23 protein-coding genes are annotated in these 23441 nt (G+C 60.0%); 9 read left to right on the plus strand and 14 right to left on the minus strand.

Going from position 1 to position 23441, the window contains the following annotated elements:
• Position 1: 1 nt before the first annotated feature.
• The 6 genes from ACN0SC_RS10640 to ccoN all read right to left on the minus strand — a co-directional run bounded on the left by ACN0SC_RS10640 (position 2) and on the right by ccoN (position 5623).
• Positions 2 to 490, minus strand: a complete 489-nt coding sequence (locus tag ACN0SC_RS10640) for a FixH family protein (protein WP_417249660.1) — start codon at positions 488 to 490, stop codon at positions 2 to 4.
• A 1-nt stretch (position 491) separates the two neighbouring features.
• The gene (ccoG, locus tag ACN0SC_RS10645; RefSeq protein WP_417249661.1) at positions 492 to 1922 is read right to left on the minus strand and encodes a cytochrome c oxidase accessory protein CcoG; all 1431 of its coding nucleotides are present in this window, start codon (positions 1920 to 1922) and stop codon (positions 492 to 494) included.
• A gap of 317 nt (positions 1923 to 2239) precedes the next feature.
• A complete protein-coding gene (gene ccoP, locus ACN0SC_RS10650; protein WP_417249662.1) occupies positions 2240 to 3097 on the minus strand; it encodes a cytochrome-c oxidase, cbb3-type subunit III in 858 nt (285 codons plus the stop codon).
• Positions 3094 to 3276 (minus strand): cbb3-type cytochrome oxidase subunit 3, encoded by a 183-nt coding sequence (locus tag ACN0SC_RS10655; protein WP_417249663.1) that lies wholly within the window; start codon positions 3274 to 3276, stop codon positions 3094 to 3096. The genes ccoP and ACN0SC_RS10655 overlap by 4 nt, the downstream gene beginning before the upstream one ends.
• A gap of 11 nt (positions 3277 to 3287) precedes the next feature.
• Positions 3288 to 4013 (minus strand): cytochrome-c oxidase, cbb3-type subunit II, encoded by a 726-nt coding sequence (gene ccoO / locus ACN0SC_RS10660; RefSeq protein ID WP_417249664.1) that lies wholly within the window; start codon positions 4011 to 4013, stop codon positions 3288 to 3290.
• A gap of 14 nt (positions 4014 to 4027) precedes the next feature.
• The gene (gene ccoN / locus ACN0SC_RS10665) at positions 4028 to 5623 is read right to left on the minus strand and encodes a cytochrome-c oxidase, cbb3-type subunit I (RefSeq protein ID WP_417249665.1); all 1596 of its coding nucleotides are present in this window, start codon (positions 5621 to 5623) and stop codon (positions 4028 to 4030) included.
• 359 nt (positions 5624 to 5982) lie between these two features.
• Here ccoN and ACN0SC_RS10670 point away from each other — a divergent pair, with 359 nt between their 5' ends.
• On the plus strand, positions 5983 to 6822 hold the full coding sequence (locus ACN0SC_RS10670) for a universal stress protein (protein WP_417249666.1): 840 nt from the start codon (positions 5983 to 5985) through the stop codon (positions 6820 to 6822).
• A 96-nt stretch (positions 6823 to 6918) separates the two neighbouring features.
• Here the strand turns inward: ACN0SC_RS10670 and fnrL are convergent, their stop codons facing one another.
• A complete protein-coding gene (gene fnrL, locus ACN0SC_RS10675) occupies positions 6919 to 7659 on the minus strand; it encodes a transcriptional regulator FnrL (protein WP_417249667.1) in 741 nt (246 codons plus the stop codon).
• Positions 7660 to 7727: 68 nt separating this feature from the next.
• Between fnrL and hemN the strand changes: the two genes are divergently transcribed.
• The 3 genes from hemN to ACN0SC_RS10690 all read left to right on the plus strand — a co-directional run bounded on the left by hemN (position 7728) and on the right by ACN0SC_RS10690 (position 11802).
• Positions 7728 to 9083, plus strand: coding sequence for an oxygen-independent coproporphyrinogen III oxidase (gene hemN, locus ACN0SC_RS10680; protein WP_417249668.1), 1356 nt, complete (start codon positions 7728 to 7730; stop codon positions 9081 to 9083).
• 110 nt (positions 9084 to 9193) lie between these two features.
• Complete coding sequence (locus ACN0SC_RS10685) at positions 9194 to 10594, plus strand: FAD-binding oxidoreductase (protein ID WP_417249669.1); 1401 nt, start codon at positions 9194 to 9196, stop codon at positions 10592 to 10594.
• Entirely contained in the window at positions 10591 to 11802 is a 1212-nt protein-coding gene (locus ACN0SC_RS10690; protein WP_417249670.1) for an MFS transporter, read from the plus strand. Before ACN0SC_RS10685 ends, ACN0SC_RS10690 begins: the two co-directional genes overlap by 4 nt.
• Before the next feature lie 7 nt (positions 11803 to 11809).
• Here the strand turns inward: ACN0SC_RS10690 and hemC are convergent, their stop codons facing one another.
• Positions 11810 to 12754: a hydroxymethylbilane synthase gene (gene hemC / locus ACN0SC_RS10695; protein WP_417249794.1), complete on the minus strand. Its 945-nt coding sequence runs from the start codon at positions 12752 to 12754 to the stop codon at positions 11810 to 11812.
• Between the two features lie 102 nt (positions 12755 to 12856).
• Here hemC and hemE point away from each other — a divergent pair, with 102 nt between their 5' ends.
• Together hemE and ACN0SC_RS10705 are read left to right on the plus strand one after the other, a co-directional pair.
• The gene (hemE, locus tag ACN0SC_RS10700) at positions 12857 to 13891 is read left to right on the plus strand and encodes a uroporphyrinogen decarboxylase (RefSeq protein WP_417249671.1); all 1035 of its coding nucleotides are present in this window, start codon (positions 12857 to 12859) and stop codon (positions 13889 to 13891) included.
• Positions 13888 to 14391 (plus strand): GNAT family N-acetyltransferase, encoded by a 504-nt coding sequence (locus ACN0SC_RS10705; protein ID WP_417249672.1) that lies wholly within the window; start codon positions 13888 to 13890, stop codon positions 14389 to 14391. Before hemE ends, ACN0SC_RS10705 begins: the two co-directional genes overlap by 4 nt.
• A gap of 33 nt (positions 14392 to 14424) precedes the next feature.
• Here ACN0SC_RS10705 and hemF read toward each other — a convergent pair whose 3' ends face one another.
• Positions 14425 to 15330, minus strand: a complete 906-nt coding sequence (gene hemF, locus ACN0SC_RS10710; protein ID WP_417249673.1) for an oxygen-dependent coproporphyrinogen oxidase — start codon at positions 15328 to 15330, stop codon at positions 14425 to 14427.
• A 129-nt stretch (positions 15331 to 15459) separates the two neighbouring features.
• On the opposite strand from hemF, the gene ACN0SC_RS10715 reads away from it, so the two are divergent.
• The gene (locus tag ACN0SC_RS10715; protein ID WP_417249674.1) at positions 15460 to 15834 is read left to right on the plus strand and encodes a hypothetical protein; all 375 of its coding nucleotides are present in this window, start codon (positions 15460 to 15462) and stop codon (positions 15832 to 15834) included.
• Positions 15835 to 15852: 18 nt separating this feature from the next.
• On the opposite strand, the gene ACN0SC_RS10720 is transcribed toward ACN0SC_RS10715, so the two are convergent.
• The 3 genes from ACN0SC_RS10720 to clpS are packed head-to-tail and all read right to left on the minus strand — an operon-like array spanning position 15853 to position 18036.
• Positions 15853 to 16668 (minus strand): SDR family NAD(P)-dependent oxidoreductase, encoded by an 816-nt coding sequence (locus ACN0SC_RS10720; RefSeq protein ID WP_417249675.1) that lies wholly within the window; start codon positions 16666 to 16668, stop codon positions 15853 to 15855.
• Positions 16669 to 16698: 30 nt separating this feature from the next.
• The gene (locus ACN0SC_RS10725; RefSeq protein ID WP_417249676.1) at positions 16699 to 17679 is read right to left on the minus strand and encodes a class I SAM-dependent methyltransferase; all 981 of its coding nucleotides are present in this window, start codon (positions 17677 to 17679) and stop codon (positions 16699 to 16701) included.
• 24 nt (positions 17680 to 17703) lie between these two features.
• Positions 17704 to 18036: an ATP-dependent Clp protease adapter ClpS gene (clpS, locus tag ACN0SC_RS10730; RefSeq protein ID WP_417249795.1), complete on the minus strand. Its 333-nt coding sequence runs from the start codon at positions 18034 to 18036 to the stop codon at positions 17704 to 17706.
• Between the two features lie 144 nt (positions 18037 to 18180).
• Here clpS and ACN0SC_RS10735 point away from each other — a divergent pair, with 144 nt between their 5' ends.
• Both ACN0SC_RS10735 and ACN0SC_RS10740 read left to right on the plus strand, forming a co-directional pair.
• Positions 18181 to 18915 (plus strand): HAD family hydrolase, encoded by a 735-nt coding sequence (locus tag ACN0SC_RS10735; protein WP_417249677.1) that lies wholly within the window; start codon positions 18181 to 18183, stop codon positions 18913 to 18915.
• Positions 18916 to 19117: 202 nt separating this feature from the next.
• Positions 19118 to 20683, plus strand: a complete 1566-nt coding sequence (locus tag ACN0SC_RS10740) for a serine hydrolase (RefSeq protein ID WP_417249796.1) — start codon at positions 19118 to 19120, stop codon at positions 20681 to 20683.
• Between the two features lie 46 nt (positions 20684 to 20729).
• Here ACN0SC_RS10740 and ACN0SC_RS10745 read toward each other — a convergent pair whose 3' ends face one another.
• Together ACN0SC_RS10745 and ACN0SC_RS10750 are read right to left on the minus strand one after the other, a co-directional pair.
• Positions 20730 to 22337, minus strand: a complete 1608-nt coding sequence (locus ACN0SC_RS10745; protein ID WP_417249678.1) for an ABC transporter ATP-binding protein — start codon at positions 22335 to 22337, stop codon at positions 20730 to 20732.
• Positions 22334 to 23440 carry an ABC transporter permease gene (locus ACN0SC_RS10750; protein WP_417249679.1) on the minus strand — a complete coding sequence of 369 codons (1107 nt, stop codon included), beginning with the start codon at positions 23438 to 23440 and terminating at the stop codon, positions 22334 to 22336. The genes ACN0SC_RS10745 and ACN0SC_RS10750 overlap by 4 nt, the downstream gene beginning before the upstream one ends.
• Between the last annotated feature and the right edge of the window lies 1 nt (position 23441).

Raw genomic sequence — 23441 nt, forward strand, 5'->3', positions numbered from 1 at the left:
GTCAGTGCTTCACGTAGAACACGACCCGTTGTTTGAATTGCGTGCCATCGGCAGCTTCGGCGACCATGCGGAAGTTCCAGTTGCCCTCACCCAGCACACCCGTCTTGGCGACATAGGCCGTGCCGTCGAAGGTGAATTCGGGCGTCTGGTCGTCAACCACAGAGGTCGGCCGTCCGATGGTGCCGCCGATCGAAGCGACCTCAACGGGCGCATCCGCCTCGTCGGTGATCGTCACGCGGAAGGTATCTCCCTCTACGCCCGCATCAACGGTCCAACCAAGCGCAAGCTGCGCGCTTTTCTCCACGTCAAAAGTTTGCGAGGCGACATAGGAATTAGCAACCTCGAGACCAGGGAAGGTCCGAACCGCGCTCACGGCCATCACGACATTGACCGCGATGATGATACCGAAGGCCAGCACCATCGCACCGAACACATGGTAGCCCGTGATCCTGAAACCGCTGTCGGTCTCGTTGTTGTGTTCTACAGCCATATTATTGACCCCGTCCGTTGAAGACCGTCTTCTCGCTCGCACGGTCGTTGTTCGTCATATCCGTCACCCAGAGCGTGAACTCGGTGCGATCGCTCGTGGCGGGTTCCGACCCTGCGGGCGCAATGACGTAGACCCGCTGTTGGAGCATTTCATCGGCACCCACATCGACCACATCGTAGGGCACGCCTTCGACTTCGACGAGCAAGGACGGATCGCCCGTCACGCTAACACGGAAGGGGCGGACATCGCCATTCTTGTTGCGGATACGCACGTTGTAGATATTGCGGATCGAGCCGTCGGAAAGCATCACATAGGTCGGGTTCCGTTCGGGCGCAACGGTCAGGCCGATATCGGGCCGCACGAAGAGCGCCAGAACAAGCGCCAGTCCCACGCCCCCCCAAAGCACGGTGTAAAGGATCGTCCGCGGGCGGAAGATGTGCTTCCAAACGGATTTGATTGGTTCCCCGCTGATTTCACGCGCCTCGTCGGTCAACGCCATATAGTCGATCAGACCGCGCGGCTTGCCAATCTTGTCCATCATTTCGTTACAGGCGTCGATGCAAAGCGCACAGGTGATACATTCGAGTTGCTGACCGTCGCGGATATCGATGCCCATGGGGCAAACGTTCACACAGGCCATACAGTCGATGCAGTCACCCAACTCGCCCGCCTCGGCACTCTTGCGATGCTTGCCGCGCGGCTCCCCGCGCCAGTGACGGTAGGCCACGACAATCGTGTCCTCATCCATCATCGCGGCCTGAATGCGCGGCCAAGGGCAGGCGTAGATACAGATCTGCTCGCGAGCAAACCCGCCGAAGATGAAGGTCGTCAGCGTCAGAACCAGAACCGTCCCATAGGCGAGCGGATGGGCGTTGAAGGTGACGAGATCGACAAGCAGCGTTGGAGCATCTGCGAAATAGAACACCCACGCACCCCCCGTCGCCATCGCGATCAGGAGCCAAGCCACCCATTTCGTCACGCGCAGACGAGCCTTACGGAAATCCATTTTCTTTTGACGATGCAGGCGCAGGCGCGCGTTACGGTCGCCCTCAATCCAGCGTTCGACAAGGATGAAGAGATCGGTCCAGACGGTCTGCGGACAAGCATAGCCACACCAGACCCGCCCCGCAGCAGAGGTAAACAGGAAAAGGCCAAGCCCCGCCATAATCAAGAGGCCCGCGATGAAGTAGAATTCATGCGGCCAGATCTCGATCCAAAAGAAGAAGAAACGACGGTTGGCCATGTCGATAAGCACCGCCTGATCGGGCATGTTCGGGCCACGGTCGAAACGAATCCAAGGCGTCAGGTAGTAGATGCCCAAAGTCACGGCCATGATCAGCCATTTCAACGTGCGGAACTGTCCCTTCACACGGCGTGGAAAGACGGGTTCACGAGCCTCGTAGAGTTTCGGGGCGTTGTCTGTAGAGCTCATAGGGAGCAGCCTTCTGCACTGTTCGCGTTTGCTTCTTAATGGGGGGCGGACCCGTTTGTAGCATTGATGTGGATCAAGAGACCCGGCACCGCCCGCCAAAGATGTATCATAAACGCGTCTTTATGCGCGTGGCATTATGTCCCGTCCCGCCCATCGGGTTGAAAAGCACGCAAACCCCGCACCCAAAAACAAACGCCGCGATCCTTTAGACCACGGCGTTTGGGTAATTTGATTGGCACCGACCCTGAAGAAACGCGCGAACAGGATCAAGGGTCGGTGCCGCAACCCGGATGTTACCACCCGGATTCCGTTCAGGTTTACTCGCCGCCGCCCAGATTGTGGACGTAAAGCGCGGCTGCGTTGACCTCGGCTTGGCTGAGGCGCTCACCCCATGCGGGCATCACGCCGAAACGGGCGTTGTAGACCGAGTCGGTGATCGTCTCGCGATCACCGCCGTAGAGCCAGATCGCATCGGCCAGATCTGGGGCACCTTGATAGATGTCACCCGTGCCGTCCTCGCCGTGACAAGCCGCACAGTTCTCTTCAAAGACAACGGCCCCCTCGGCCGCAAGCGCGGCGTCGTGTTCCTGACCCGAGATGGCGAGAACATGCTCGACCACCTGCGTGATCTGTTCGTCTTCGAGAAGCTCGTCGGCACCGAATTTCGGCATCTCGGAGTAACGCGAATCGTCGGTCTCGTTACGCACGCCGTGCTGGATCGTATAGGCGATCTCGTCCACAGTACCGCCCCACAACCAGTCGTTGTCGAGCAGGTTGGGATAGCCCACGTTGCCCGCGGCACCAGAACCGTGGCACTGCGAACAGTTGGCACGGAACACAGCGGCACCCGCGTTGATGGCGTAGTTGTGGACGTCGGTCCCCACGGCAACTTCGGTCACATCGGCGGCGGCCAGTTCGGCCTCCACGGCTGCGTTCATTTCCTCGAAAGAGGCGATCTTCTCGACCACTTCGGCGCGGGTCGAATACCCGAGCAGACCAGCGGTTGCTTGCTTGGCCAAGGGCCACGCGGGATAGGCGATGGTGTAGCCGATCCCCCAGATGATGGTCAGGTAGAATGTCCACAGCCACCAGCGCGGAAGGGGATTGTTATACTCTTCGATCCCGTCCCAGGAGTGACCGGTCGTTTCGACCTGGTTCTTATCTTGATTGCTCATGGCTGAGCCTCCTCAGAGTTGGCCGGTTGGTCATCGTTGCGGAAGATGGAATTGGCGACGTCGCGGTGTTGGCGGTTGCTGCCTGGGCGCAGGGCCCAGACAATAACGCCGATGAAGAACACGAACATGGCCAACAAGACCCAACTATCGGCAATTTCGCGAAGGATGTGATAGTCCATCTGCAGCCTCCTTAGCGAGATGCGTCAGGCGTGAAGGTCGAGAAGTCGACCAGCGTGCCAAGCATCTGCATGTAGGCAATCAGAGCATCCATCTCGGTGATGCCTTCCTGCGCGTCGAAGTTGCGAACCTGCGCACCCGGATAGCGTTCCAGAAGAGCGTCGTAGTCGCTCCACGGGTCGGCTTGGGCGATGAAGTCCTCATCAGCGGCCTCGATCATCTCGTCGGTGTAGGGAACGCCAACGAGACGGTGAGTTTTCATCAGATCCTGCACGTATTCAGGCTCGATGTAGTTGTCCGCGAGGAAGCCGTATTTCGGCATGACCGACTCAGGCACAACGGACTGCGGATCGGTCAGGTGGTCAACGTGCCACTCGTCAGAGTAACGGCCACCCACACGGGCAAGGTCAGGCCCTGTCCGCTTAGATCCCCATTGGAACGGGTGATCGTATTTGCTCTCCGCTGCCAGCGAGTAGTGACCGTAACGCTCAACCTCGTCGCGCATCGGGCGGATCATCTGCGAGTGACAGACGTAGCAACCCTCGCGGATGTAGATTTCACGTCCCGTCAACTCCAGCGGCGAGTAGGGACGCACGCCCTCCACATCCTCGATGGTGTTTTCGAGGTAGAAGAGAGGTGCGATCTCCACGATGCCGCCGACGGTCACAACCAGAAGGGAGCCGACAAGCAGCAGGGTCGCGTTGGTTTCGAGGATCTTGTGTTTATCAAGAAGTCCCATTTGCTAAGCTCCCCTTATTCTGCTGCTGCCATGACGGGTGCGTCAGCCTTCGCAGGCGAACGACGAACCGTCATGATGAGGTTGTAGACCATGATGAGCGAGCCGACCAAGTAGAGGACACCCCCCAAAGAACGGATCACATACATCGGATGCTTGGCCGACACGGTGTCTGCAAAGGCGTTCACGAGGAAGCCCTGGCTGTCCACTTCGCGCCACATCAGGCCTTCCATGATCCCCGTCACCCACATGGATGCGGCGTAGAGCACGATGCCGATAGTCGCGAGCCAGAAGTGCCAAGACACGAGGCTGAGCGAGTAGAGGCGTTCGCGGTTCCACAGACGGGGAACGAGGAAGTAGAGCATCCCGAAGGTGATCATACCGTTCCAGCCGAGCGCGCCAGAGTGGACGTGACCGATGGTCCAGTCAGTGTAGTGCGACAGCGAGTTGACCGCGCGGATCGACATCATCGGGCCTTCGAAGGTCGACATGCCGTAGAAGCCGATCGAGATCACCATCATGCGGATCACAGGATCGGTGCGCAGCTTGTCCCATGCGCCAGACAGCGTCATCAGACCGTTGATCATGCCGCCCCACGAGGGCATCCACAGGATCACGGAGAACACCATACCAAGCGTCGATGCCCAGTCAGGCAGCGCCGTGTAATGCAGGTGGTGCGGACCCGCCCAGATATACAGGAAGATCAGCGCCCAGAAGTGGATGATCGACAGCTTGTAAGAGAAGACGGGACGTTCGGCCTGTTTCGGCACGAAGTAGTACATCATCCCAAGGAAGCCAGCCGTCAGGAAGAAGCCCACAGCGTTGTGGCCATACCACCACTGCGTCATCGCATCCTGAACACCCGCCATCAACATTACCGAGCGCGATCCGAGGAACGACACGGGGACGACGAGGTTGTTGACGATGTGCAGCATCGCGATGGTCACGATAAAGGACAGGTAGAACCAGTTCGCCACGTAGATGTGCTTTTCCTTGCGGGTCATCAGCGTGCCGAGGAACACCAGAAGATAGGCGACCCAGACGATGGTGAGCCACAAGTCCACATACCACTCGGGTTCTGCGTATTCTTTCGACTGGGTTACGCCAAGGAGATAGCCTGTCGCCGCCAGCACGATGAACAGGTTATAGCCCCAAAAAACGAACCAAGCGAGATTGCCGCCCCAAAGGCGGACTGCAGAGGTGCGCTGCACCACATAGAAGGACGACGCGATAAGCGCGTTCCCACCAAATGCAAAGATCACCGCCGAAGTGTGCAGCGGACGCAGGCGCCCGAAGTTTGCATATCCCTGTGCCCACTCGAAGTTGAGCGCGGGGAAAGCGAGTTGGAAAGCAATGAACGTCCCTGCAAGGAAGCCCACAACACCCCAACCAGCGGTGGCGATGACACCATAGCGCACAACACCGTCAAGATAACCAGTCGCGGCAGGCTTGACCTCTCCCGCCGTGCGCAGGGTAAAGATGAATGTCATGGCCGCAGCGGCCATAAAGATGAGCGCATGCACTTGATATGCAAAATCACGCCCGTAGTTCGCGGCAAGGCCCAGCAGGACTACAAGGAGTCCGAGCACCGCCAGCTTTATATAGTTCCACATGTTGCGTCCCTTCGTTCTGTGCCTCTGGACAAGGCATCGTCATTTCCTGTTCGGACACAGGTTTCGACAGTTTGGGGTGTGCAGCACAACCCCGCCACCCTCCTTGATCTGAGTCAAAGCATTTCGATTTAACGAAAAATGTCCTCACGCACTGATTTGCCTCATTCCGAGCGCCGTTTAGCCAATCAGGTCGCCTTTGCCCATGACAATCATCCGCGCATTGTGTCACAGGGCGGGCCTTTCACAACCCCTGCGCGAATTTGCTTTCAACCTGTTGATCTCAATCAATGCCGAACCCCGTACAATCCATCAGACTGCATCCTGTAAATTTCAACAAGTCACTCCGAAGGAGGTGTGTCATGCCCTTCAAGACCGTTACCACCGTCGTCTGCGATTTCGAGGCCGACACCCATGCGCTCGAGGCCGCTGTGGCTCTCGCGCGGCGTGAGGATGCGCATCTCGACATCATCTGCCTCGGCCTAGACCGCACCCAACCTGGGTTCTACTACGCGGGCACCAACGCAATGGCATTGCAGGACAATCTCAAACAGGCCCAAGCCGACAGTCAGGCGCTCGAAGAAAAAGTCTCCGCGCGTCTCAACGGCGAGGACATTCCTTGGGTGGCCAATGCAATGACCGCACAAATGGCGGGGCTCACTCCACAGTTGGCGCATTTCCTGCGCTTCTCCGACGTGGTTGTCCTCCCGCGCCCCTACGGACCCGGCCGCGGCCACGAGCATGAAGAAATTCTGGAAGCCGCACTGTTTTCGGGCCACGTGCCTGTTCTGGTGATCCCCGACGAAACCGACCTGCCCGAAAAAATTGATCGCGTCGTCGTAGCATGGAATGAAAGCGTCGAGGCACTGGGGACGATTCGCGCCGCCCTGCCCGTGCTTCAGAACGCCAACCTCGTGGACATCACCATCATCGACCCGCCGCAACACGGCCCCGACCGCTCCGATCCTGGTGGTACGCTTTGCCAAATGCTTGTGCGCCACGGGGTACGTGCAGAGGTTTCGGTGTTGGCCAAAACCATGCCGCGCGTAGCTGATGTGCTTGAGCGCCATGTGCGCGATAAAGACGCCGACCTTCTGGTTATGGGGGCCTATGGGCATTCCCGTTTCCGTGAGTCGATCATGGGAGGCGCCACGCGCAACATGCTCGAATCCTCCAAGGTGCCCGTGCTGATGTCACACTAAGCCATCCGCCAACCCAAAATGCGCCCCGCTCAACTCACGTTGGCGGGGCGTTTTCTTTGGGAAAGCCCGTTTTAGGTGCCTCCGAAGGGTGAGGGCCTATATCATCAAACCGCCATCGGAATCGTCGCCCGTCTCAATCTGGAGCCGATCAAAATCAGGGATAACAACGCGGCGCTTACCTTCGAGCTGAATGATGCCCTCGCGTTTGAGCGCGGAGATTTGACGAGACACGGTTTCCAGCGTCAGGCCGAGGTAGTCCGCCATCGCCTCGCGTGTCAGCGGCAATTCGAACACCATGCCGTCTTCCATCTTCTTCAACGCAAGGGAGCTTTCACGGCGGGCGATAATCGCCATTAGTGAGGCAATCTTCTCACGCGCGGTTTTGCGTCCCAGAATGAGCATCCACTCCCGCGCAGCATCCAACTCGTCCAACGTCATTTCCAAAAGACGTTGCCCAATGTGCGGCGTGCGATCCATCAACTGCTCAAACGGTTTGCGACGGAAACAACACAGAGTCAGGTTTGAAACGGCCACAACGTCATAGGGCGCTGCATCTCGGCCTGGACGGCCAAGGAAATCCGACGGCAAGAGGAGGCCAACCATCTGCGTGCGCCCGTCCTCCATCGCCTGACTGAGCGAGGCCACACCCGTCACCACAGACGCCACGAAATCCATGCGGTCGCCCGACCAGATAATCGGCTGCCCCGCTTCATACGACCGGTAATATTTGATGCCTTCAAGGATCTCGAGTTCGTCGGCTTCACACCGCGCGCAAACAGCTCGGTGGCGGATCGGACAAGTGCCGCAATCCTTGTGATCGAAAATAGTGTCGGTCATTCGTGTGCACTCGTCATTCTTGATCTGGGTCAATGCGCCCAGCTTCTTATCCCCTAAAGCCTACGCGTATGAATACGCACACGCAACTCCGCAAACTCGGCCTTTTTGACGCTCGTGTCCCTCGTTACACGAGCTATCCGACGGCCCCGCACTTCAACACCGACGTGAACAGTGATCATGTCGCGCAGTGGCTCGGTGCACTCGATCCCGCGCAGCCCGTATCGCTCTACGTGCATGTCCCCTTCTGTCGGCGCCTGTGCTGGTTTTGCGCGTGCCGAACGCAAGGGACCTCGACCACGGGCCCCGTTGCGGCCTATGTCGAGACGCTTATTGCGGAGTTGGACCTGATAAAATCTTTTATTCCCGAGAGGCTTACCATTGGCCACCTCCATTGGGGCGGAGGCACACCGACCCTGCTTGAAGCAGAGATGATTGCCAAACTGGCAGGCAAAATAGCGGATGTCGCCCCCTTCGCTGAGGACTACGAATTCTCCGTCGAAATCGACCCGAACGAAATCGACGATTCGCGCCTTGATGCCTTGGCTGCCGCAGGAATGAATCGCGCCTCCATCGGCGTGCAGGATTTCGATCCCACCATTCAGGAGACCATCGGTCGCATCCAGTCCTACGAGACCACGAAAGACGCCGTTGACGGGTTGCGCAGCCGCGGCATTCGGTCGCTCAATGCCGACATTCTCTACGGGCTTCCCGGGCAGACGCCCGAAAAAATCGCGGAGTCGGTGCAAAAACTTCTAAGTCTATCGCCCGACCGCGTCGCCCTCTTCGGTTACGCCCATGTGCCATGGATGGCGCGCCGCCAGTCGCTGATACCGACCGACGAGTTACCCACGCCCGAAGAGCGGCTGACGCTATTCAATGTGGCACGCGATCTCTTCGTTTGGGATGATTATGCCGAGATCGGGATCGACCATTTCGCCCGTAAGGGGGACGGATTGGAAGTGGCGCAGCGCACCGACACATTGCGCCGCAACTTCCAAGGGTACACCGACGACAAATGCGCCGCGATGATCGGCGTTGGCGCTTCCTCCATCGCCAAATATCCGCAGGGCTATGCGCAGAACCAACCCTCCACTTCGAAGTATCAAGAAGCGGTGCGCGCAGGGCAGCTTCCGATTTCCAAGGGACACATCTTTAGCGACGAAGACCATTTGCGCGGACGGATCATCGAGGCCTTGATGTGCGATTTCCGCGTGTCGCGGCTCGACCTGCACACACGCTTTGGCACCTCTGAGGCCGAGTTCAAGTCCTTTGGCGAAGATGTTGCCACAGCATTCCCCGATATGCTGACCGTGACCGCCGACGAGATCATAATCCTCGACCACGCACGCCCCCTGACCCGCATGATCGCGCGCCATTTCGATGCCTATGACATGAGCGCGGCGAAGCACTCCTCGGCGGTCTGACACCCCGCCCGCGCATTTATGTCGGGGCAGGTGCGAGAGAACAGCGCTTGCCGCCACGCCCGTTTTCCGCAATCTCTTGCGCGACCCAAGGGATCAAGGAGTGGGCTTACATGGAATTTCTCGACCGCCTACGCGCGATTACACCCGATGTTCTGACAGGCAACGATGCCGCGCCTTATGGCCGCGACTGGATCGGCAAATACCTGTCGACGCCTCTCGCCGTCGCACGCCCCGCGACCACCGACGAGGTGTCGCGTATCATGGCCCTTGCCCATGAGACCGGCACGCCTGTGGTTCCTCTGGCGGGCAACACGGGCCTGACGGGTGCAGGGCTCGCCGAAGGGGCTCTGATCGTCTCTCTGGAGCGGATGAATGCCATCCGCGAGGTTCGGGCAGACGCACGCATCGCGATTGTGGAGGCGGGCGTGATCCTGCAACAGCTTCACGAACATCTGGAAGGATCGGGGCTCAAATACCCGATGACCTTTGGCGCAAAGGGGTCGGCACGGATCGGTGGGACGCTGGGCACCAACGCGGGCGGCTCGAACGTTCTGCGCTATGGCAACACCCGCGATCTGGTGCTGGGCATCGAAGTCGTTCTGGCGGACGGACGGGTGCTTGATCTGATGAGCGAATTGCACAAGGACAACTCGGGCTACGACCTGCGCGACCTGATGATCGGCTCGGAGGGCACGCTCGGCATCATCACCGCCGCCGTGCTCAAGCTCGTCCCCGACCCGCGCGCCTATGCCACGGCAATGGTCACGGTGCCGTCGCTCGATGGCGCGCTGAAATTGTTGAACACCCTGCAACTGCACACGGGCGGGATGGTGGAGGCTTTCGAATACATGCCCGCCAACTACATGGCTCGCCTTAAGGCCTACCGTCCCGACCTAACACCGCCCTTGGGCTATGACGCCGAACACACGGTTTTTCTCGAAGTAGGCTCGACCGTGCCACGCGATTGCGCGACTGACGCGGACGGAACCGTGCCGCTGGTGGCCCAATTGGAAGAGACACTGGGCGAGATGTTTGAGGAGGGGCTGGTGACCGACGCTGCCCTCGCAGGCTCGGAGGCGCAACGCCGCCTGATGTGGGAAATGCGAGAGGCCGCCGCCGAGATCAGCACCAACACAAAGCCTCTCGTCATCAACGATCTCTGCCTGCCCGTGGACCGTGTGGCCGCCTTCCTTGACGAAGCCATCACGCGGCTCAGGGCACTGGACGCGGACGTGACCGATTGCACCGTCGCCCACCTCGGCGACGGGAATGTGCATTACACCGTCTACCCGTCGCGCGATGACACCGAACTGGCAGACGCAGTGATGGAAACCGTCGAGGACATCGTGCAGGAAATGGGCGGCTCCTTCTCCGCCGAACATGGTATCGGCGTGTCCAAGCTCGCCTCCATGCGCCGCAGGAAAGATCCCGCAGCACTCGACACCATGCGCGCGATCAAGGCGGCCCTAGACCCCAAGGGCATTCTCAACCCCGGAAAAGTTCTGCCATGATTTCGACGCTGCGTGTGGTCTGGGGGTCGCGTAGGCTGCGCGCCGCGGCGCTGTCGATGATGTGCATCGGTGCGATTGCCGCTTCTATCGCCCCCTATCAAGGCCTCATCGCGATCAAGCTCTTCGGCTTCTCGGACCCGCAATTCGCGGCGATCATGATCGTTGGCGCGGCAATGTCGGTGGCGGCCTCCATCTACGTCGGGATCATCACCGACCAATGGGCCTCGCGCTACACCACCGCGCTGGTCTCGGGCGCGATTTCATCATCCGCCTTTGTCCTCGTTTACCTCACCCGCTCCCCCGCGATGTATGTGATCGCGGCCTGCCTGTTGATCCCTGTGGGCTTCTCGCTCATGGGCCAGATATTCGCCATTGCACGGGTCGCCGTAAATGAACGCGCGCCGCACGAACGTGACGCGGTGATGTCAATCATCCGCGCGGGCTTCGCCCTGCCCTTCATCGTGGTCCTGCCGCTGTGGTCGCTGGTCATTGTCGAGGACGCCGACCTGATACAGCTCTACCTTGGCATGTCCGCCGCCTCTGTCCTGTCACTTCTGGTGCTGCTCTCCCTGATGCCAAAGGACGGAACCGAAGGCGGTATCGAGGAGAAATCGGGCCTGTCCTTTCGCGCCTCCATGTCCGAGCTGTTCCACCCGCGCGTGACCGTGCGCCTCTTTCTGATCGCCGCGTTGGTCGCGGCCAACACGACCTATATGCAAACGATGGGCCTCATTTTCGACGGGGCACATCCGAACGGCACGGCCCGCACGGGACGGCTGGCGGCTCTCATCGCGGGGCTGGAAATTCCGTTTATGATGCTTCTGCCCCTCGTGACGCAACGCGTATCAAAAAGCACGGCACTTTTGGGCGCTGCTGTGATCTATGCGGTATTCCTGCTCACCTTCCCCATGCTTGCGGGGACGGATTACGTCTGGCTTCTCGCGGTGCCTGCGGCCATGGGCGCTGCGGCGCTCCTGACCCTGCCGATTGCCTATTTCCAAGACCTGCTCGCACATCGGCCTGGCGCGAGTTCGTCGCTGCAGTCGGTCAATCAGGTGACAAGCCAACTCATCGCGGGCGCGACCTTTTGGGTCGGCACCGCGATTGCGAGCTATGGTGTGGTGATGATGATGGCGGCGGGATTGGCGCTGCTTGCGGGCGTGGTCTTGCGACTGGCGGACTCGCACGATCCAACGCTTTCGCAGTGAGCCGCGCTCACCTCCAGTCGAAGAAGTCCTGCCCCGCGCGCTCCAGTAACTTGCTCGCCATCTCGACGCCCATTGCCGCACCATCGGCAATCGGGGCAACCATTTCGTCCATCAGGGATTCTGAACCGTCCGTGCGCAAAACTTCGCCGCGCATACGGATTTGATCGCCCTCAATCGTGGCAAGCCCCGCAATCGGCGTCTGACAAGAACCGTCAAGCTTTTGCAGGAAGGCACGTTCACAGGCCATGATCTGCGCAGTCGGAACATGGTGGATCGCGGCAAGAAGATGCTCGGCCATCTCGTCGTCAGCGCGGCGCTCAACGGAAATCGCACCCTGCGCAATGGCGGGAAGCATCTCGTCAGCCGTGACAGGCGCGCGCGGCACCTCCGACGCACCAAGGCGGTTAAGCCCAGCCATCGCAAGAAAAGTCGCATTCGCAACCCCGTCACGGAGCTTTTGTAGACGGGTCTGCACCGAGCCACGGAACTCGACCACAACAAGATCAGGGCGCTTGTTGAGCAGCTGCGCTTTGCGGCGCAAGGACGACGAACCGACGACCGCCCCTTTGGGCAAATCGGACAGCGCTATCCCGTCGAGCGTAATGAACGCGTCAAAGGGGTTTTCGCGCGGCAGGAAGGTATCAAGCACCAACCCCTCAGGCTGCACCACGGCCATATCCTTCGTCGAGTGGACAGCAATATCCACCTCGCCCGTCATCAAGCGGTCCTCGATTTCCTTCGAGAACAGCCCCTTGCCGCCCAGATCACGCAACGAGCGGTCTTGAACGCGGTCGCCACGAGTTGAGATCGTGACGACCTCGAAGCACTCGCTCGAAAGGTCATGCGCCGCCATCAGGCGCTCGCGTGTCTCGTGGGCCTGAGCAAGCGCAAGCGGCGATCCACGGGTGCCGATCTTGAGCGGTTTGGCGGGGGTTGGAAGCGTATAGGTCATAGCCATGGCTTACCTGCGACGGATGCGCCTGACAAGGCATGGTATGCTTGACAAATGCGCACAGGAAAGGGACGAGGGAGGCCACACCCACGGGAGGCAGGCATGACCGAAAAAACGATCCTCAAAGCGCTCAAAGGCGAAACTCAGAAGGTGCCACCGATCTGGATGATGCGTCAGGCGGGCCGTTACCTGCCCGAATACCGCGCGACGCGGGCGCAGGCGGGGGACTTCCTGAGCCTGTGCTACACGCCCGATCTTGCCGCCGAAGTGACCTTGCAACCTATCCGCCGTTTCGGCTTCGACGCTGCGATCCTCTTTGCCGATATTTTGCTTGTTCCACAGGCGCTCGGCGCCGATCTGTGGTTTGTCACGGGTGAAGGACCGCGCCTGTCGACGATTCAAAGCGAGGACGATTTCGCCCCCCTCAAAGGCAAGGACGACATCCACGACAAGCTCGCCCCCGTCTACGAAACCGTGCGCATCCTTTCGGGCGAATTGCCGAAAGAGACCACGCTCATCGGTTTTGCAGGCGCGCCGTGGACCGTGGCAACTTACATGATCGCAGGCCGGGGCACCCCCGACCAAGGGCCCGCACATGCGCTGCGTGAAGACAACAACGCGCTCTTCGAAAAGATTATCAACCTGCTCACCGATGCCACGATTGAGTACCTCGACATGCAGATCAAAGCGGGCGCGGAAGTCGTCAAGATTTTCGACAGCTGGGCGGGCAGCCTCAAGGGCGAGGCCTTCGAGAAATACGCCGTAGAACCCGCACGCAAGATCACGGCGGAACTCAAGGCCCGCCACCCTGGCATCCCTGTCATTGGCTTTCCGCGCGAGGCAGGGGACGGCTACATCGGGTTCCATGCCAAAACGGGTGTCGATTGTGTCGCGCTCGACAACTCGGTCAGCCCCGAATGGGGGGCCGCCAATGTGCAGAAGGACGGCTGCGTTCAAGGCAATCTCAAGTCCTCCCACATGGTGACGGGCGGTCAGGCGCTTGTTGACGAAGTGCGCCATATCCGCGACACTTTTTCCAAGGGGCCGCATATCTTCAACCTCGGCCACGGCATCACGCCCGATGCCGACCCTGATAACGTCGCCCTGATGATCGAGACCCTTCGCGAGAACCAATGATGCTGATACGCCACGCTGTCCAAGCAGACCTGCCCGCCGTTGCGGCCATTCAGGTCACAAGCTGGCGCGTGGCCTACAAAGGTCTGCTCTCCGACGATTACCTCGGCGCACCCGTCGAACGAGACCTCAAGGCGAAATGGGTCGGAGCGGACATCCCGCGCGACAATATTTGTCTGGTCGCGGAGGATGGCGGCATCGTCGTCGGTTTCATCTACGTGTTGGGCGACAAGAGTCCCGCCTATATCGACAATCTCCACGTCGATCCTACCCGCAAACGCAGCGGCATCGGTGCCGCCCTGATGCGCGAAGCGGCCCGTGCTCTACGAGACCGAGGTCACGACAGCACCTACCTCACCGTCATCACCGACAACCAGCAAGCGGTGAGCTTCTATCGGAAAATGGGCGGCGAGTTCGGTGCGGCTCAGGATGAGTTGCTCTACGGCGAACCCGTGCAATCTTATCCCGTCCATTGGCACACCCTCGACGCGTTACTCAGCTAGGCGCGCCCGTCCGTTGGTCCGCTGCGTGTGAGGTTAAATCCACTTGGCCAGCGGCGGGAGGCTCATCAGGACGGCGTTGGCATCGTGCCCTGTCTCCAACCCGAATTTTGTGCCGCGATCATAGACCAGATTGTATTCGGCGTAGAGCCCGCGATGGACCAGTTGCGCCTCCTTGTCGGCCTCTGCCCACGGAGTGTTCCGCCGCTTCTCGGTCACGCCAAGGAACGCAGGCAGGAAGGCACGGCCCACATCTTGGGTAAAGGCGAAATCCTTCTCCCAATCGCCCGTATTGTGATCGTCGAAAAAGATGCCACCAACACCGCGCGCGCGCTTGCGGTGCGGGATGTAGAAATATTTGTCCGCCCACGCCTTGTAACGCGGGTAGTAATCGGGATCGTGGCGGTCACAATGCGCTTTCTGCGTGGCGTGGAATTCTGCCGTGTCCTCGTCATACTCGATGCAAGGGTTCAGGTCGGACCCACCTCCGAACCACCATGCGTGCGGCGTCCAGAACATGCGGGTATTCATGTGGACAGCAGGCGTGTGCGGGTTCTGCATATGCGCCACGAGGCTAATGCCCGACGCCCAGAAACGCGGATCATCCGCCATGCCTGGAATGCCCTTGCGCGCCGCCATCGCGGCCTGCGCCCGTGCACCCAATTCGCCATAGACGGTCGAGACGTTCACGCCGACCTTCTCGAACACGCGCCCGCCACGCATCACCGACATCAGACCTCCGCCCGCGTCGCCACCATCATCCGCAGCGCGCTTTGTTTCGGTGACCTCGAAACGTCCTGCGGGCTTGTCCGCAAATGGCCCCTCGTTATGACTGTCTTCCACCGCTTCAAAGGCTGCAACGATCTGATCGCGTAGGGCGCGGAACCACGCGGAGGCGCGGGCCTTCTGGTCAATCATCCCGTCGGGGGCTGCGGTGGTCATATCGGCTCTCCATGTGCGACTTAATGGCCGCGCAGAGGTAGCAGAAACGCGCTAACCCTGCCAAGCCTGCTTTCCCGTCACCGAAACTACGCTATAGTCTGATCACCCAAAACACGGAGGTCTCTCGTCATGCGCTGGTTCGCCCCTATTGCCCTTTTGCCCCTTCTGGCGGCCTGTTCGGAGCAACAGATGTGCATCTCGCGCGCCACCTACGACCTGCGCACGGTGCGCGGATTTGTCGAAGAGGCGCGCGGAAATATCGCACGTGGCTACGCGCTGGTTGAGACCGAAGTGGTCGAGATCGAACGGCAGGTTTGTGATGTGCGCCCCGACGGCTCCAAAATCTACTGCGAACGCCCCGTCGTCGAGACGATCGAAAAACGGGTAGCTATTGATCTGGACGCCGAAGCTGCGAAGCTGGCCAGCCTTGAACGCAAGGAAGCCGAGCTGGCGGTGAAAGCAGAAAGCGATATCGCGGCGTGTAAGGCAGAGTTCCCCGAGTGATCCGCGCCCGTCACCGCCCTAATGCGTCGGGGCGCTTACGGGATCGAGGACGCTGCGCCCGCCGTCAACGGTGAGCACCTGACCCGTCACGAAATTCGATCCTTGCGAGGCGAGATATTGCACGGTTTCGGCCACGTCCGAGGGTGGCGCAATACGACCGAGCGGTGTGCCCGCTTGGATCTTCTCGCGGTATTCAGGCTCCTCGCTTAGCAGGTCTTGCATGCTAGCGCTGAGCACCGACCCGAACGCCACGGCGTTCACGCGAATGCGGTGCGGTGCCAGCGAGACCGCCATCGATCGGGTCATCTGCTCCACAGCCGCACAGGAAACCGAGAAGGCCAGCAAGCCTGGCTGTGCCATACGAGCCGCTACGGAAGACAGGTTGATGATCGAACCGATGGGCTCCTCGTCATCTACGCTGTCATCCGCGTTCTTGATCATCCACTTCGCGACCTGTTGTGTCATCCGCAGCGAGGTCATCAGGTTCTGCTCGATCAAGGCAGCAACATTGTCATCCTCGGGGCAGAGAGGATCGACAGTCGGCGCAACCTGACGCGAGGCATTCACGAGGATATCCACCGCGTCAAACTCGTCCATCGTCGCCGACAACAGGTTCGCCACCGTTAGCTTTTCACGCAGATCGCCCGCGAAATAGGACACCCGCGCATCTTCGGCCTTGGCCAGTTCGCCCAGCTCCGAAATCAACCGAGCCTCGTCCATGTCCGCGCACATCACGTTCGCCCCTTGGTCGACGAAATGGCGCGCAATGGCCAGTCCCACTCCGTTGGCGGCTCCGGTGATGATGGCGGTTTTTCCTGCGATCGAGAAACTCATTGGCTCTCTCCGATTCTGTTCGCGTCCAGCCTAGACACGGCCCCGTCCGTTTCGGAAGGGTTTCTCCGCGTGAAGCACCTTAAAGCCCGCGTTTCCGCCGATTTCGGTGGTGCGAGCAAAATGTGCCGTGAGCGCGGCCTCATAGGGCAATTGTCGGTTGGCGACAAGCCAGAGCTGACCGTTGGGCGCAAGCATCCCCGCCGCCGCCGCAATGAATGCCTGACCCAACGAGGGATCGGCCGCACGCGAGGTGTGAAACGGCGGGTTCATGATGACACCGCCCAGAAGATGCGGCGGTTTGAATGTCGTGGCATCTGCCCAATGAAACTGCGCGCGCGGATCGGAGACATTGGCACGAGCGCAATCAATCGCCGCCCTCTCCGCCTCGACGACATGCAATTCGGTCACGGCATCGCGCGTCAGGATGTGGCGCGAAAGGAAGCCCCAACCAGCCCCGAGGTCGGCCAGTGTCTGCGGCAATTTCGCAGGTAGGGTCTCGACCAGAAGCGCGGATGCCTTATCGATACGATCAGCAGAGAACACACCAAGCCGCGTCTCGAACCCGTCGATGACGGAAAGCGGCCCAGTGTCGGCCCAGTCGGAAAAGTCGCCTCCCGAGAAGCGGACCGATTTGCCATGTGCCTTTGATACAACCTCGATACTCTCGGCACGCTTCTTGATATCTTTGGTGATGCTGTCGATCCCGTCAGTCTTTTGACCATCCACGATCACGCTGCCCGCACAGGCACTTGCGGCGGCGATCAGCGCACGCGCCTGAGCCTTTGCGCGCGGGACACATACCACGGCGAGGTCGAAGGTTCCCTCGATATCCACGCGCGCACCAAAACCGAGGCGGTCAAAATGGTCGAAGTCTGGCTTGAAACCCGTCACCACCTGCACCTGCGCCCCTTCAAAGGCGCTCAAGTCATCATGCGCGCGCGGACGGATGACGACCACACGAGCGGGGACAGGTTGGCCCGACAGGACGAGGGGGAGGCGATCGGAAAGCATGACGGGAGGGCACGGCGAACCGCGCTACTCTTCCTTTTCCATAGTGCACTGCAACGGGTGCTGGTGACGACGGGCGAAGTCCATGACCTGACTGACCTTGGTCTCCGCTATCTCGAAGGGGAACACGCCAACAACGGCCAGCCCCTTCTTGTGAACGGTCAGCATGATCTCGGTGGCCTGCGCGTGTCCGATCCCGAAAAACCGTTCCAGCACCAGAACGACGAACTCCATCGGTGTGTAATCATCATTGAGGAGCATCACCTTGTAGAGCGGGGGACGCTTGGTCTTCGGCTTCGGCTTGGTTGCAAGCGCGGTGCCACCGTCGTCGTCGAAACGGTCACCGTCATCGTCAGACATCATGTGCGGCACGAGTGTCACGCGGCCATCTCCATTTCGGTCAAATTCCTGCCCCGTCAAAGGGCTCCACTAAGGGCGATGTATATAGCCCCTTTATGGCATCAATAAAGAGGGTTATCTCGAAAGCGTTAAGGGAGACCGCCTATGACAACGCCGAAAACCGCCTCATCCACCCAAAACGGGGCGATCACCACCATCGCTTTCGATGCGGATGACACGCTTTGGGAGAACGAAGCCTTCTATCGCGTGACGCAAGAACGCTTTGCCGATCTGCTCGCGGACTACACGGAACGCGACCATCTGGCCGAACGGCTTCTGGACGCAGAGCGGCGCAACCTCGGCCATTACGGATTCGGCATCAAGGGCTTTGTCCTGTCCATGATCGAAACGGCCATTGATGTAACCGAAGAGCGCGTGCCCGCTTCGGTGATCAAAGAACTGGTCGCCGCTGGCCAAGAGATGCTCGCGCATCCGATCCACCTGCTCGACGGCGTGAAAGAAACCGTCACCGAGCTTGCAAGCAACCACGATATCCTGCTTGTGACCAAGGGCGATCTGCTCGATCAGGAACGCAAACTGGCGCAATCGGGCTTGGGCGACCTGTTCGACGGCGTCGAAATCGTCTCGACCAAAACGACCCCTGTCTACCGGAACATTTTCGCACGACACGGCGTCGACCCACATGCCGCCGTTATGGTCGGAAATTCGATGAAGTCCGATGTCATTCCCCCGATCGAAGCGGGCGCTTGGGGCGTTTACGTGCCGCATAATATCACATGGGCCATCGAACACGCAGAGCCGCCACAGGACAATCCGCGCTACCGTCACCTCGACGATCTCGTGGCCCTTCCAAAGCTCATTGCCGAAATTTCAGGCTAGGGCAAAAACGGGTCGCAATTTCCTGGCAAAAAATTTTTCAGCATGTAGTGGGGCGCAACAAGGCGAACACTACATTTGGCGTTGCGTCAATGCACGCCTCCAAACCCCTTGAAAATTGGCGGTTTTCTCAGCTCGGAAGTCGTGCTAGCCTTGTTTCAATTAAGTCGGGCGAAACGATCCGATAGAATGAGGCAGTGTTATGATGTTGAGCGACGTGCGAGCGCGGGGAAACCTGCGTGCCGTGACAGGACGCGTATTTCCGCTATTGCTGGTGGCGTTTGCCATGCTGGTCGGTGTGACGACAAAAGTCGTCGCTGCCGAGTATGCCGCCCTTGTAATGGATGCGCGTAACGGAAAAGTTCTCCATTCCCGAAATGCGGATACCCGATTGCACCCCGCATCCCTCACCAAGATGATGACCCTCTACATTGCCTTCGAGGCGGTTGAACACGGGGAAATCGGTCTGGACACGCTCGTCACTGTCTCTCGCAATGCCGCTGCGGAACCGCCATCGAAACTAGGCCTGCGTGCGGGTCAGAAAATCAAACTGCGATACCTCATCCGTGCCGCAGCTGTTAAATCGGCCAATGACGCGGCCACCGCCATCGGCGAGGCCATTGAAGGGTCGGAGGCCGCCTTTGCGCGCCGCATGAACCGCACCGCTAAGGCGCTTGGCATGTCGCGCACCACCTTCAAGAATGCCCACGGCCTAACGGAATCAGGGCATCTGTCCACCGCACGCGACATGAGCGTTCTGGGCCGCCACCTGTTCTACGACTACCCCGAATACTACAACATCTTCTCCCGCGTCTCGACCGATGCTGGCGGCACCACGGTTTATCACACCAACCGCCGCTTTCTGGCGAGCTACGAAGGTGCCGACGGGATCAAGACGGGCTACACCTCCGCTGCAGGTTTCAACCTGACCGCCTCCGCAAAGCGCGGCAACGAACGGATCATCACCACCGTCTTCGGCGGCCGCTCAACCGCATCGCGGAACGCGCGCGTAGCTGAACTGATGGACCTCGGCTTCAAACGCGCACCAAGCAGCGCCGCGGTGATCAAGCCCAAGAAGCCTCCCTATCTGGGTCATGGCTCGAGTGGCGACGAAATCATTGTTGCGGGCGACCAGACCGCACCGCGCGTTGCGTCCAAGATCATTCGCGTAGACATGACAATCACCAAGAGCCCCTTCCCGACACCACGCCCCAAACGAGGCTTTGACCCCGAGGAAGAGACCATGCTTCTGGCCATGTCTGACGACATTCTGAACGCCGTGACCGCAGCGGAGGAAGAGGCTGCTGTTCTGGCCTCTGCCGAGGCCGCCACCGCTGAAGCCTCCGAGATCATGGACGAGGCCATTGAGACCGCCGCAGAAGTAAGCGCCGAAACACCGCCCTCAATCACACCCAAGCCGCGTCCGCGCGTACAACTGGCGTCGATTGAGCCGACCTCCGCGATTGCAACCGCGCTTCCGACCGAGGTGGTCGAGACGGCCCCCGAAGTTGTGACCCGCATTTCTACATCAGGTTCACGCCATTGGGGTGTGAACATCGGCACCTATGGCACCGAATACGAAGCGCGGAAGATTCTGTTGAAAACGGCTCTGTCAGAAACCGCCATGCTCGACGGCGCCCTGCGCAAGGTGGTCAAATCCAACCGTGGATATCAGGCCAACTTCCTTGGCCTGACGGAAGATCTCGCGAGCATGACCTGTCGCCGCCTCTCGGCGCGCGGAGTTGATTGCGACCCCATCGGCCCATCCTGACCCGCACTGCGAATTTTCAAGGTTCACCAGACGGGGGCGCGAGCGGTTATACGCTGGCGCCCTCTTCAACTTTGAGATCGAAAGCCGCCGCCACAAGTGCGCGCGTGTAGGGATCTTTCGGGTTGTCGAATATGGCGTCGGCAGACCCGGCCTCGACCACATCGCCGCGCTTCATCACCATCACCTTATGGCTCAACGCCCGCACCACGCGCAGGTCATGGGAGATGAAGAGATAGGCAAGGCGGTGTTTCTCCTGAAGATGGCGCAACAGGTCAACGATTTGAACCTGCACCGTCATATCAAGCGCAGAGGTCGGCTCGTCGAGAACCAGCAAACGAGGGCGCAGGATCATCGCGCGGGCGATGGCGATCCGTTGCCGCTGACCGCCCGAGAACTCATGCGGGTAGCGGTGGCGTGTGTCGGGGTCGAGACCGACCTCCTGCATGATCTCGATGACCGCCTCTTCTTCGGAGGGGTATTGGCCAAGCCCATGCACTCCCAGCCCTTCCGCGATGATCTGCGACACGGTCATGCGCGGCGACAGTGAGCCAAAGGGGTCTTGGAAGACGATCTGCATATCGGCGCGCAGGCCGCGAATCTGTTTGCTTCTCCAGCCCTGAATGTCTTGCCCCAGAACCACGACAGGCCCTTCTGACGAGATCAACCGCATCATGGCAAGCGCCAGCGTGGTCTTGCCCGACCCGCTCTCGCCAACGACGCCAAGTGTCTCGCCCTCGCGCACGGAGAAGGTCGCGGCATTAACCGCCTTCACATGACCCACCGTGCGGCGCATCAACCCGCGCTGGATCGGGAACCAGACGCGCAAATCCTTGGTCTCTGCCACCACCTCGGCCTTTTCAGGCACGGGCGCGGGCCGCCCTGTCGCCTCAGCCTCCAGAAGCATCCGCGTGTAGGGATGGGATGGTGCATCAAAAATCGCCGCAGTCTCCCCCTGCTCCACGATCTCGCCCCCCTTCATCACGCACACACGGTCGGCCAGTTTGCGCACGATGTTGAGGTCGTGGGTGATGAAGAGCATCGACATCCCCTCGGACGCCTGCAACTCACGCAGCAGTTCGAGGATTTGCGCCTGAATGGTCACATCAAGGGCCGTGGTCGGCTCATCGGCAATGAGAAGGTCGGGACCGTTGGCTAGCGCCATGGCGATCATCACTCGCTGACGCTGCCCACCCGAAAGCTGGTGGGGATAGTCCTTGAGCCGCGAGGCGGGGTCGTGGATGCCAACCTTGTCGAGCAACTCGATGATCCGCTCACGCGCCTGCGTCCCCGTGATACCCTGATGCACCAAAAGGATTTCGGAGAGCTGCTTTTCGATGGTGTGCAGCGGGTTGAGCGAGGTCATCGGCTCTTGGAAGATGAAGGTGATGTCGTTGCCGCGTATCTTGCGCAGCTTGGCCTCGGAGGCCCCAGCAAGCTCCTCGCCGCCGTAGCGGATCGACCCGTCGATGACCGCGTTGTCCGACAGCAGATTGACCGAGGAGAGCGCCGTCACCGACTTGCCCGACCCGCTCTCTCCGACCAGAGCCACCGTCTCCCCTTCGCCCACGGAAAAGGACACACCCTTAACCGCATCGACAAGGCCGCCATCCTGTTTGAAGGACACCCGCAGGTCGTTGAATTCCAGCAAACTCATTGGAACGTCTTTCTCGGATCGAAGGCATCGCGCACCCCTTCAAAGATGAAGACGAGCAGCGACAGCATGATCGCGTAGGTGAAGAAGGCGGTGAAGCCGAGCCACGGCGCTTGCAGGTTCTGCTTGGCCTGTAGCGTCAGCTCACCGAGCGAGGGATAGGAGGACGGCAGGCCAAAGCCAAGGAAATCGAGCGAGGCGAGCGTGCCGATGGTCCCCGTCACGATGAAGGGCAAAAGCGTCAGCGTCGCCACCATCGCATTGGGCAACATGTGGCGGAGCATGATCGTCCAGTTCGACACGCCAAGCGCACGCGCCGCGCGAATATACTCGAAGTTGCGCGCCCGCAGGAATTCCGCCCGCACCACGCCCACCAGTGCAGGCCAGCCGAAGAGGATGGTGACAAAGACAAGGAGCCAGAAACTTCGTCCCAATATCGCAAACAGGATGATGATCACATAGAGCGAGGGCATCGACCCCCATATCTCCAGAACGCGCTGGAACACGAGGTCCGTGCGCCCGCCGAAGAACCCTTGGATCGCGCCAGCCGTGATGCCGATGATCGAGGCCACAACGGTCACAATAATGGTAAAGAGGATCGACAGGCGGAAGCCGTAGATCACCCGCGCAACCACGTCGCGCTTGGTGTCATCCGTGCCCAGCCAGTTCTGCTTGGTCGGCGGGCTTGGTGCGGCTCCCGGCCCCTCGACCTGCGTGTTGAAGGAGTAGCGGATCGGCGGCCAAAGCAGCCAACCTTTCTCGATCTCCTCGCCATTCACCAAACCGTCCTGCGCGTCCTCAATGATACCTTCGGGGTCGTCGAAACACTCTACCAATCCACCCGACACAATCAGGCATTCCACCTCGGCGTAGCGGTAGACGGCTTCGGTCTGGAAATCGCCACCGAAGGCTGTCTCTGGATAGAACTTGAAAATCGGCGCACGGATGTCGCCGCGGTAGTTCACGAGGATCGGCTTGTCGTTTGCGAGAAACTCGGCAAAGAGCGACAGGACGAAAAGGATCGAAAACAGGATCAGCGACCAATATGCGCGGCGGTTCGATTTGAAATTGCGCCAGCGGCGCTGGTTCAGAGGGGACAGGCGCATG

It is taken from the genome of Celeribacter sp. (assembly GCF_048261515.1).
Classification (GTDB): Bacteria; Pseudomonadota; Alphaproteobacteria; order Rhodobacterales; family Rhodobacteraceae; genus Celeribacter.

Coding starts and splice junctions, on each gene's coding strand:
- ACN0SC_RS10670 (WP_417249666.1), top strand. CDS start 5,983: ATGCCCTTCAAGACCGTTACCACCGTCGTCTGCGATTTCGAGGCCGAC.
- ACN0SC_RS10715 (WP_417249674.1), top strand. CDS start 15,460: ATGCGCTGGTTCGCCCCTATTGCCCTTTTGCCCCTTCTGGCGGCCTGT.
- clpS (WP_417249795.1), bottom strand. CDS start 18,036: ATGTCTGACGATGACGGTGACCGTTTCGACGACGACGGTGGCACCGCG.
- ACN0SC_RS10720 (WP_417249675.1), bottom strand. CDS start 16,668: ATGAGTTTCTCGATCGCAGGAAAAACCGCCATCATCACCGGAGCCGCC.
- ccoO (WP_417249664.1), bottom strand. CDS start 4,013: ATGGGACTTCTTGATAAACACAAGATCCTCGAAACCAACGCGACCCTG.
- ACN0SC_RS10750 (WP_417249679.1), bottom strand. CDS start 23,440: ATGCGCCTGTCCCCTCTGAACCAGCGCCGCTGGCGCAATTTCAAATCG.
- hemE (WP_417249671.1), top strand. CDS start 12,857: ATGACCGAAAAAACGATCCTCAAAGCGCTCAAAGGCGAAACTCAGAAG.
- hemC (WP_417249794.1), bottom strand. CDS start 12,754: ATGACCTATACGCTTCCAACCCCCGCCAAACCGCTCAAGATCGGCACC.
- ACN0SC_RS10735 (WP_417249677.1), top strand. CDS start 18,181: ATGACAACGCCGAAAACCGCCTCATCCACCCAAAACGGGGCGATCACC.
- hemF (WP_417249673.1), bottom strand. CDS start 15,330: ATGACCACCGCAGCCCCCGACGGGATGATTGACCAGAAGGCCCGCGCC.
- ACN0SC_RS10685 (WP_417249669.1), top strand. CDS start 9,194: ATGGAATTTCTCGACCGCCTACGCGCGATTACACCCGATGTTCTGACA.
- ACN0SC_RS10705 (WP_417249672.1), top strand. CDS start 13,888: ATGATGCTGATACGCCACGCTGTCCAAGCAGACCTGCCCGCCGTTGCG.
- hemN (WP_417249668.1), top strand. CDS start 7,728: ATGAATACGCACACGCAACTCCGCAAACTCGGCCTTTTTGACGCTCGT.
- ACN0SC_RS10725 (WP_417249676.1), bottom strand. CDS start 17,679: ATGCTTTCCGATCGCCTCCCCCTCGTCCTGTCGGGCCAACCTGTCCCC.
- ccoP (WP_417249662.1), bottom strand. CDS start 3,097: ATGAGCAATCAAGATAAGAACCAGGTCGAAACGACCGGTCACTCCTGG.
- ACN0SC_RS10745 (WP_417249678.1), bottom strand. CDS start 22,337: ATGAGTTTGCTGGAATTCAACGACCTGCGGGTGTCCTTCAAACAGGAT.
- ACN0SC_RS10655 (WP_417249663.1), bottom strand. CDS start 3,276: ATGGACTATCACATCCTTCGCGAAATTGCCGATAGTTGGGTCTTGTTG.
- ACN0SC_RS10690 (WP_417249670.1), top strand. CDS start 10,591: ATGATTTCGACGCTGCGTGTGGTCTGGGGGTCGCGTAGGCTGCGCGCC.
- ACN0SC_RS10740 (WP_417249796.1), top strand. CDS start 19,118: ATGTTGAGCGACGTGCGAGCGCGGGGAAACCTGCGTGCCGTGACAGGA.
- fnrL (WP_417249667.1), bottom strand. CDS start 7,659: ATGACCGACACTATTTTCGATCACAAGGATTGCGGCACTTGTCCGATC.
- ccoN (WP_417249665.1), bottom strand. CDS start 5,623: ATGTGGAACTATATAAAGCTGGCGGTGCTCGGACTCCTTGTAGTCCTG.
- ccoG (WP_417249661.1), bottom strand. CDS start 1,922: ATGAGCTCTACAGACAACGCCCCGAAACTCTACGAGGCTCGTGAACCC.
- ACN0SC_RS10640 (WP_417249660.1), bottom strand. CDS start 490: ATGGCTGTAGAACACAACAACGAGACCGACAGCGGTTTCAGGATCACG.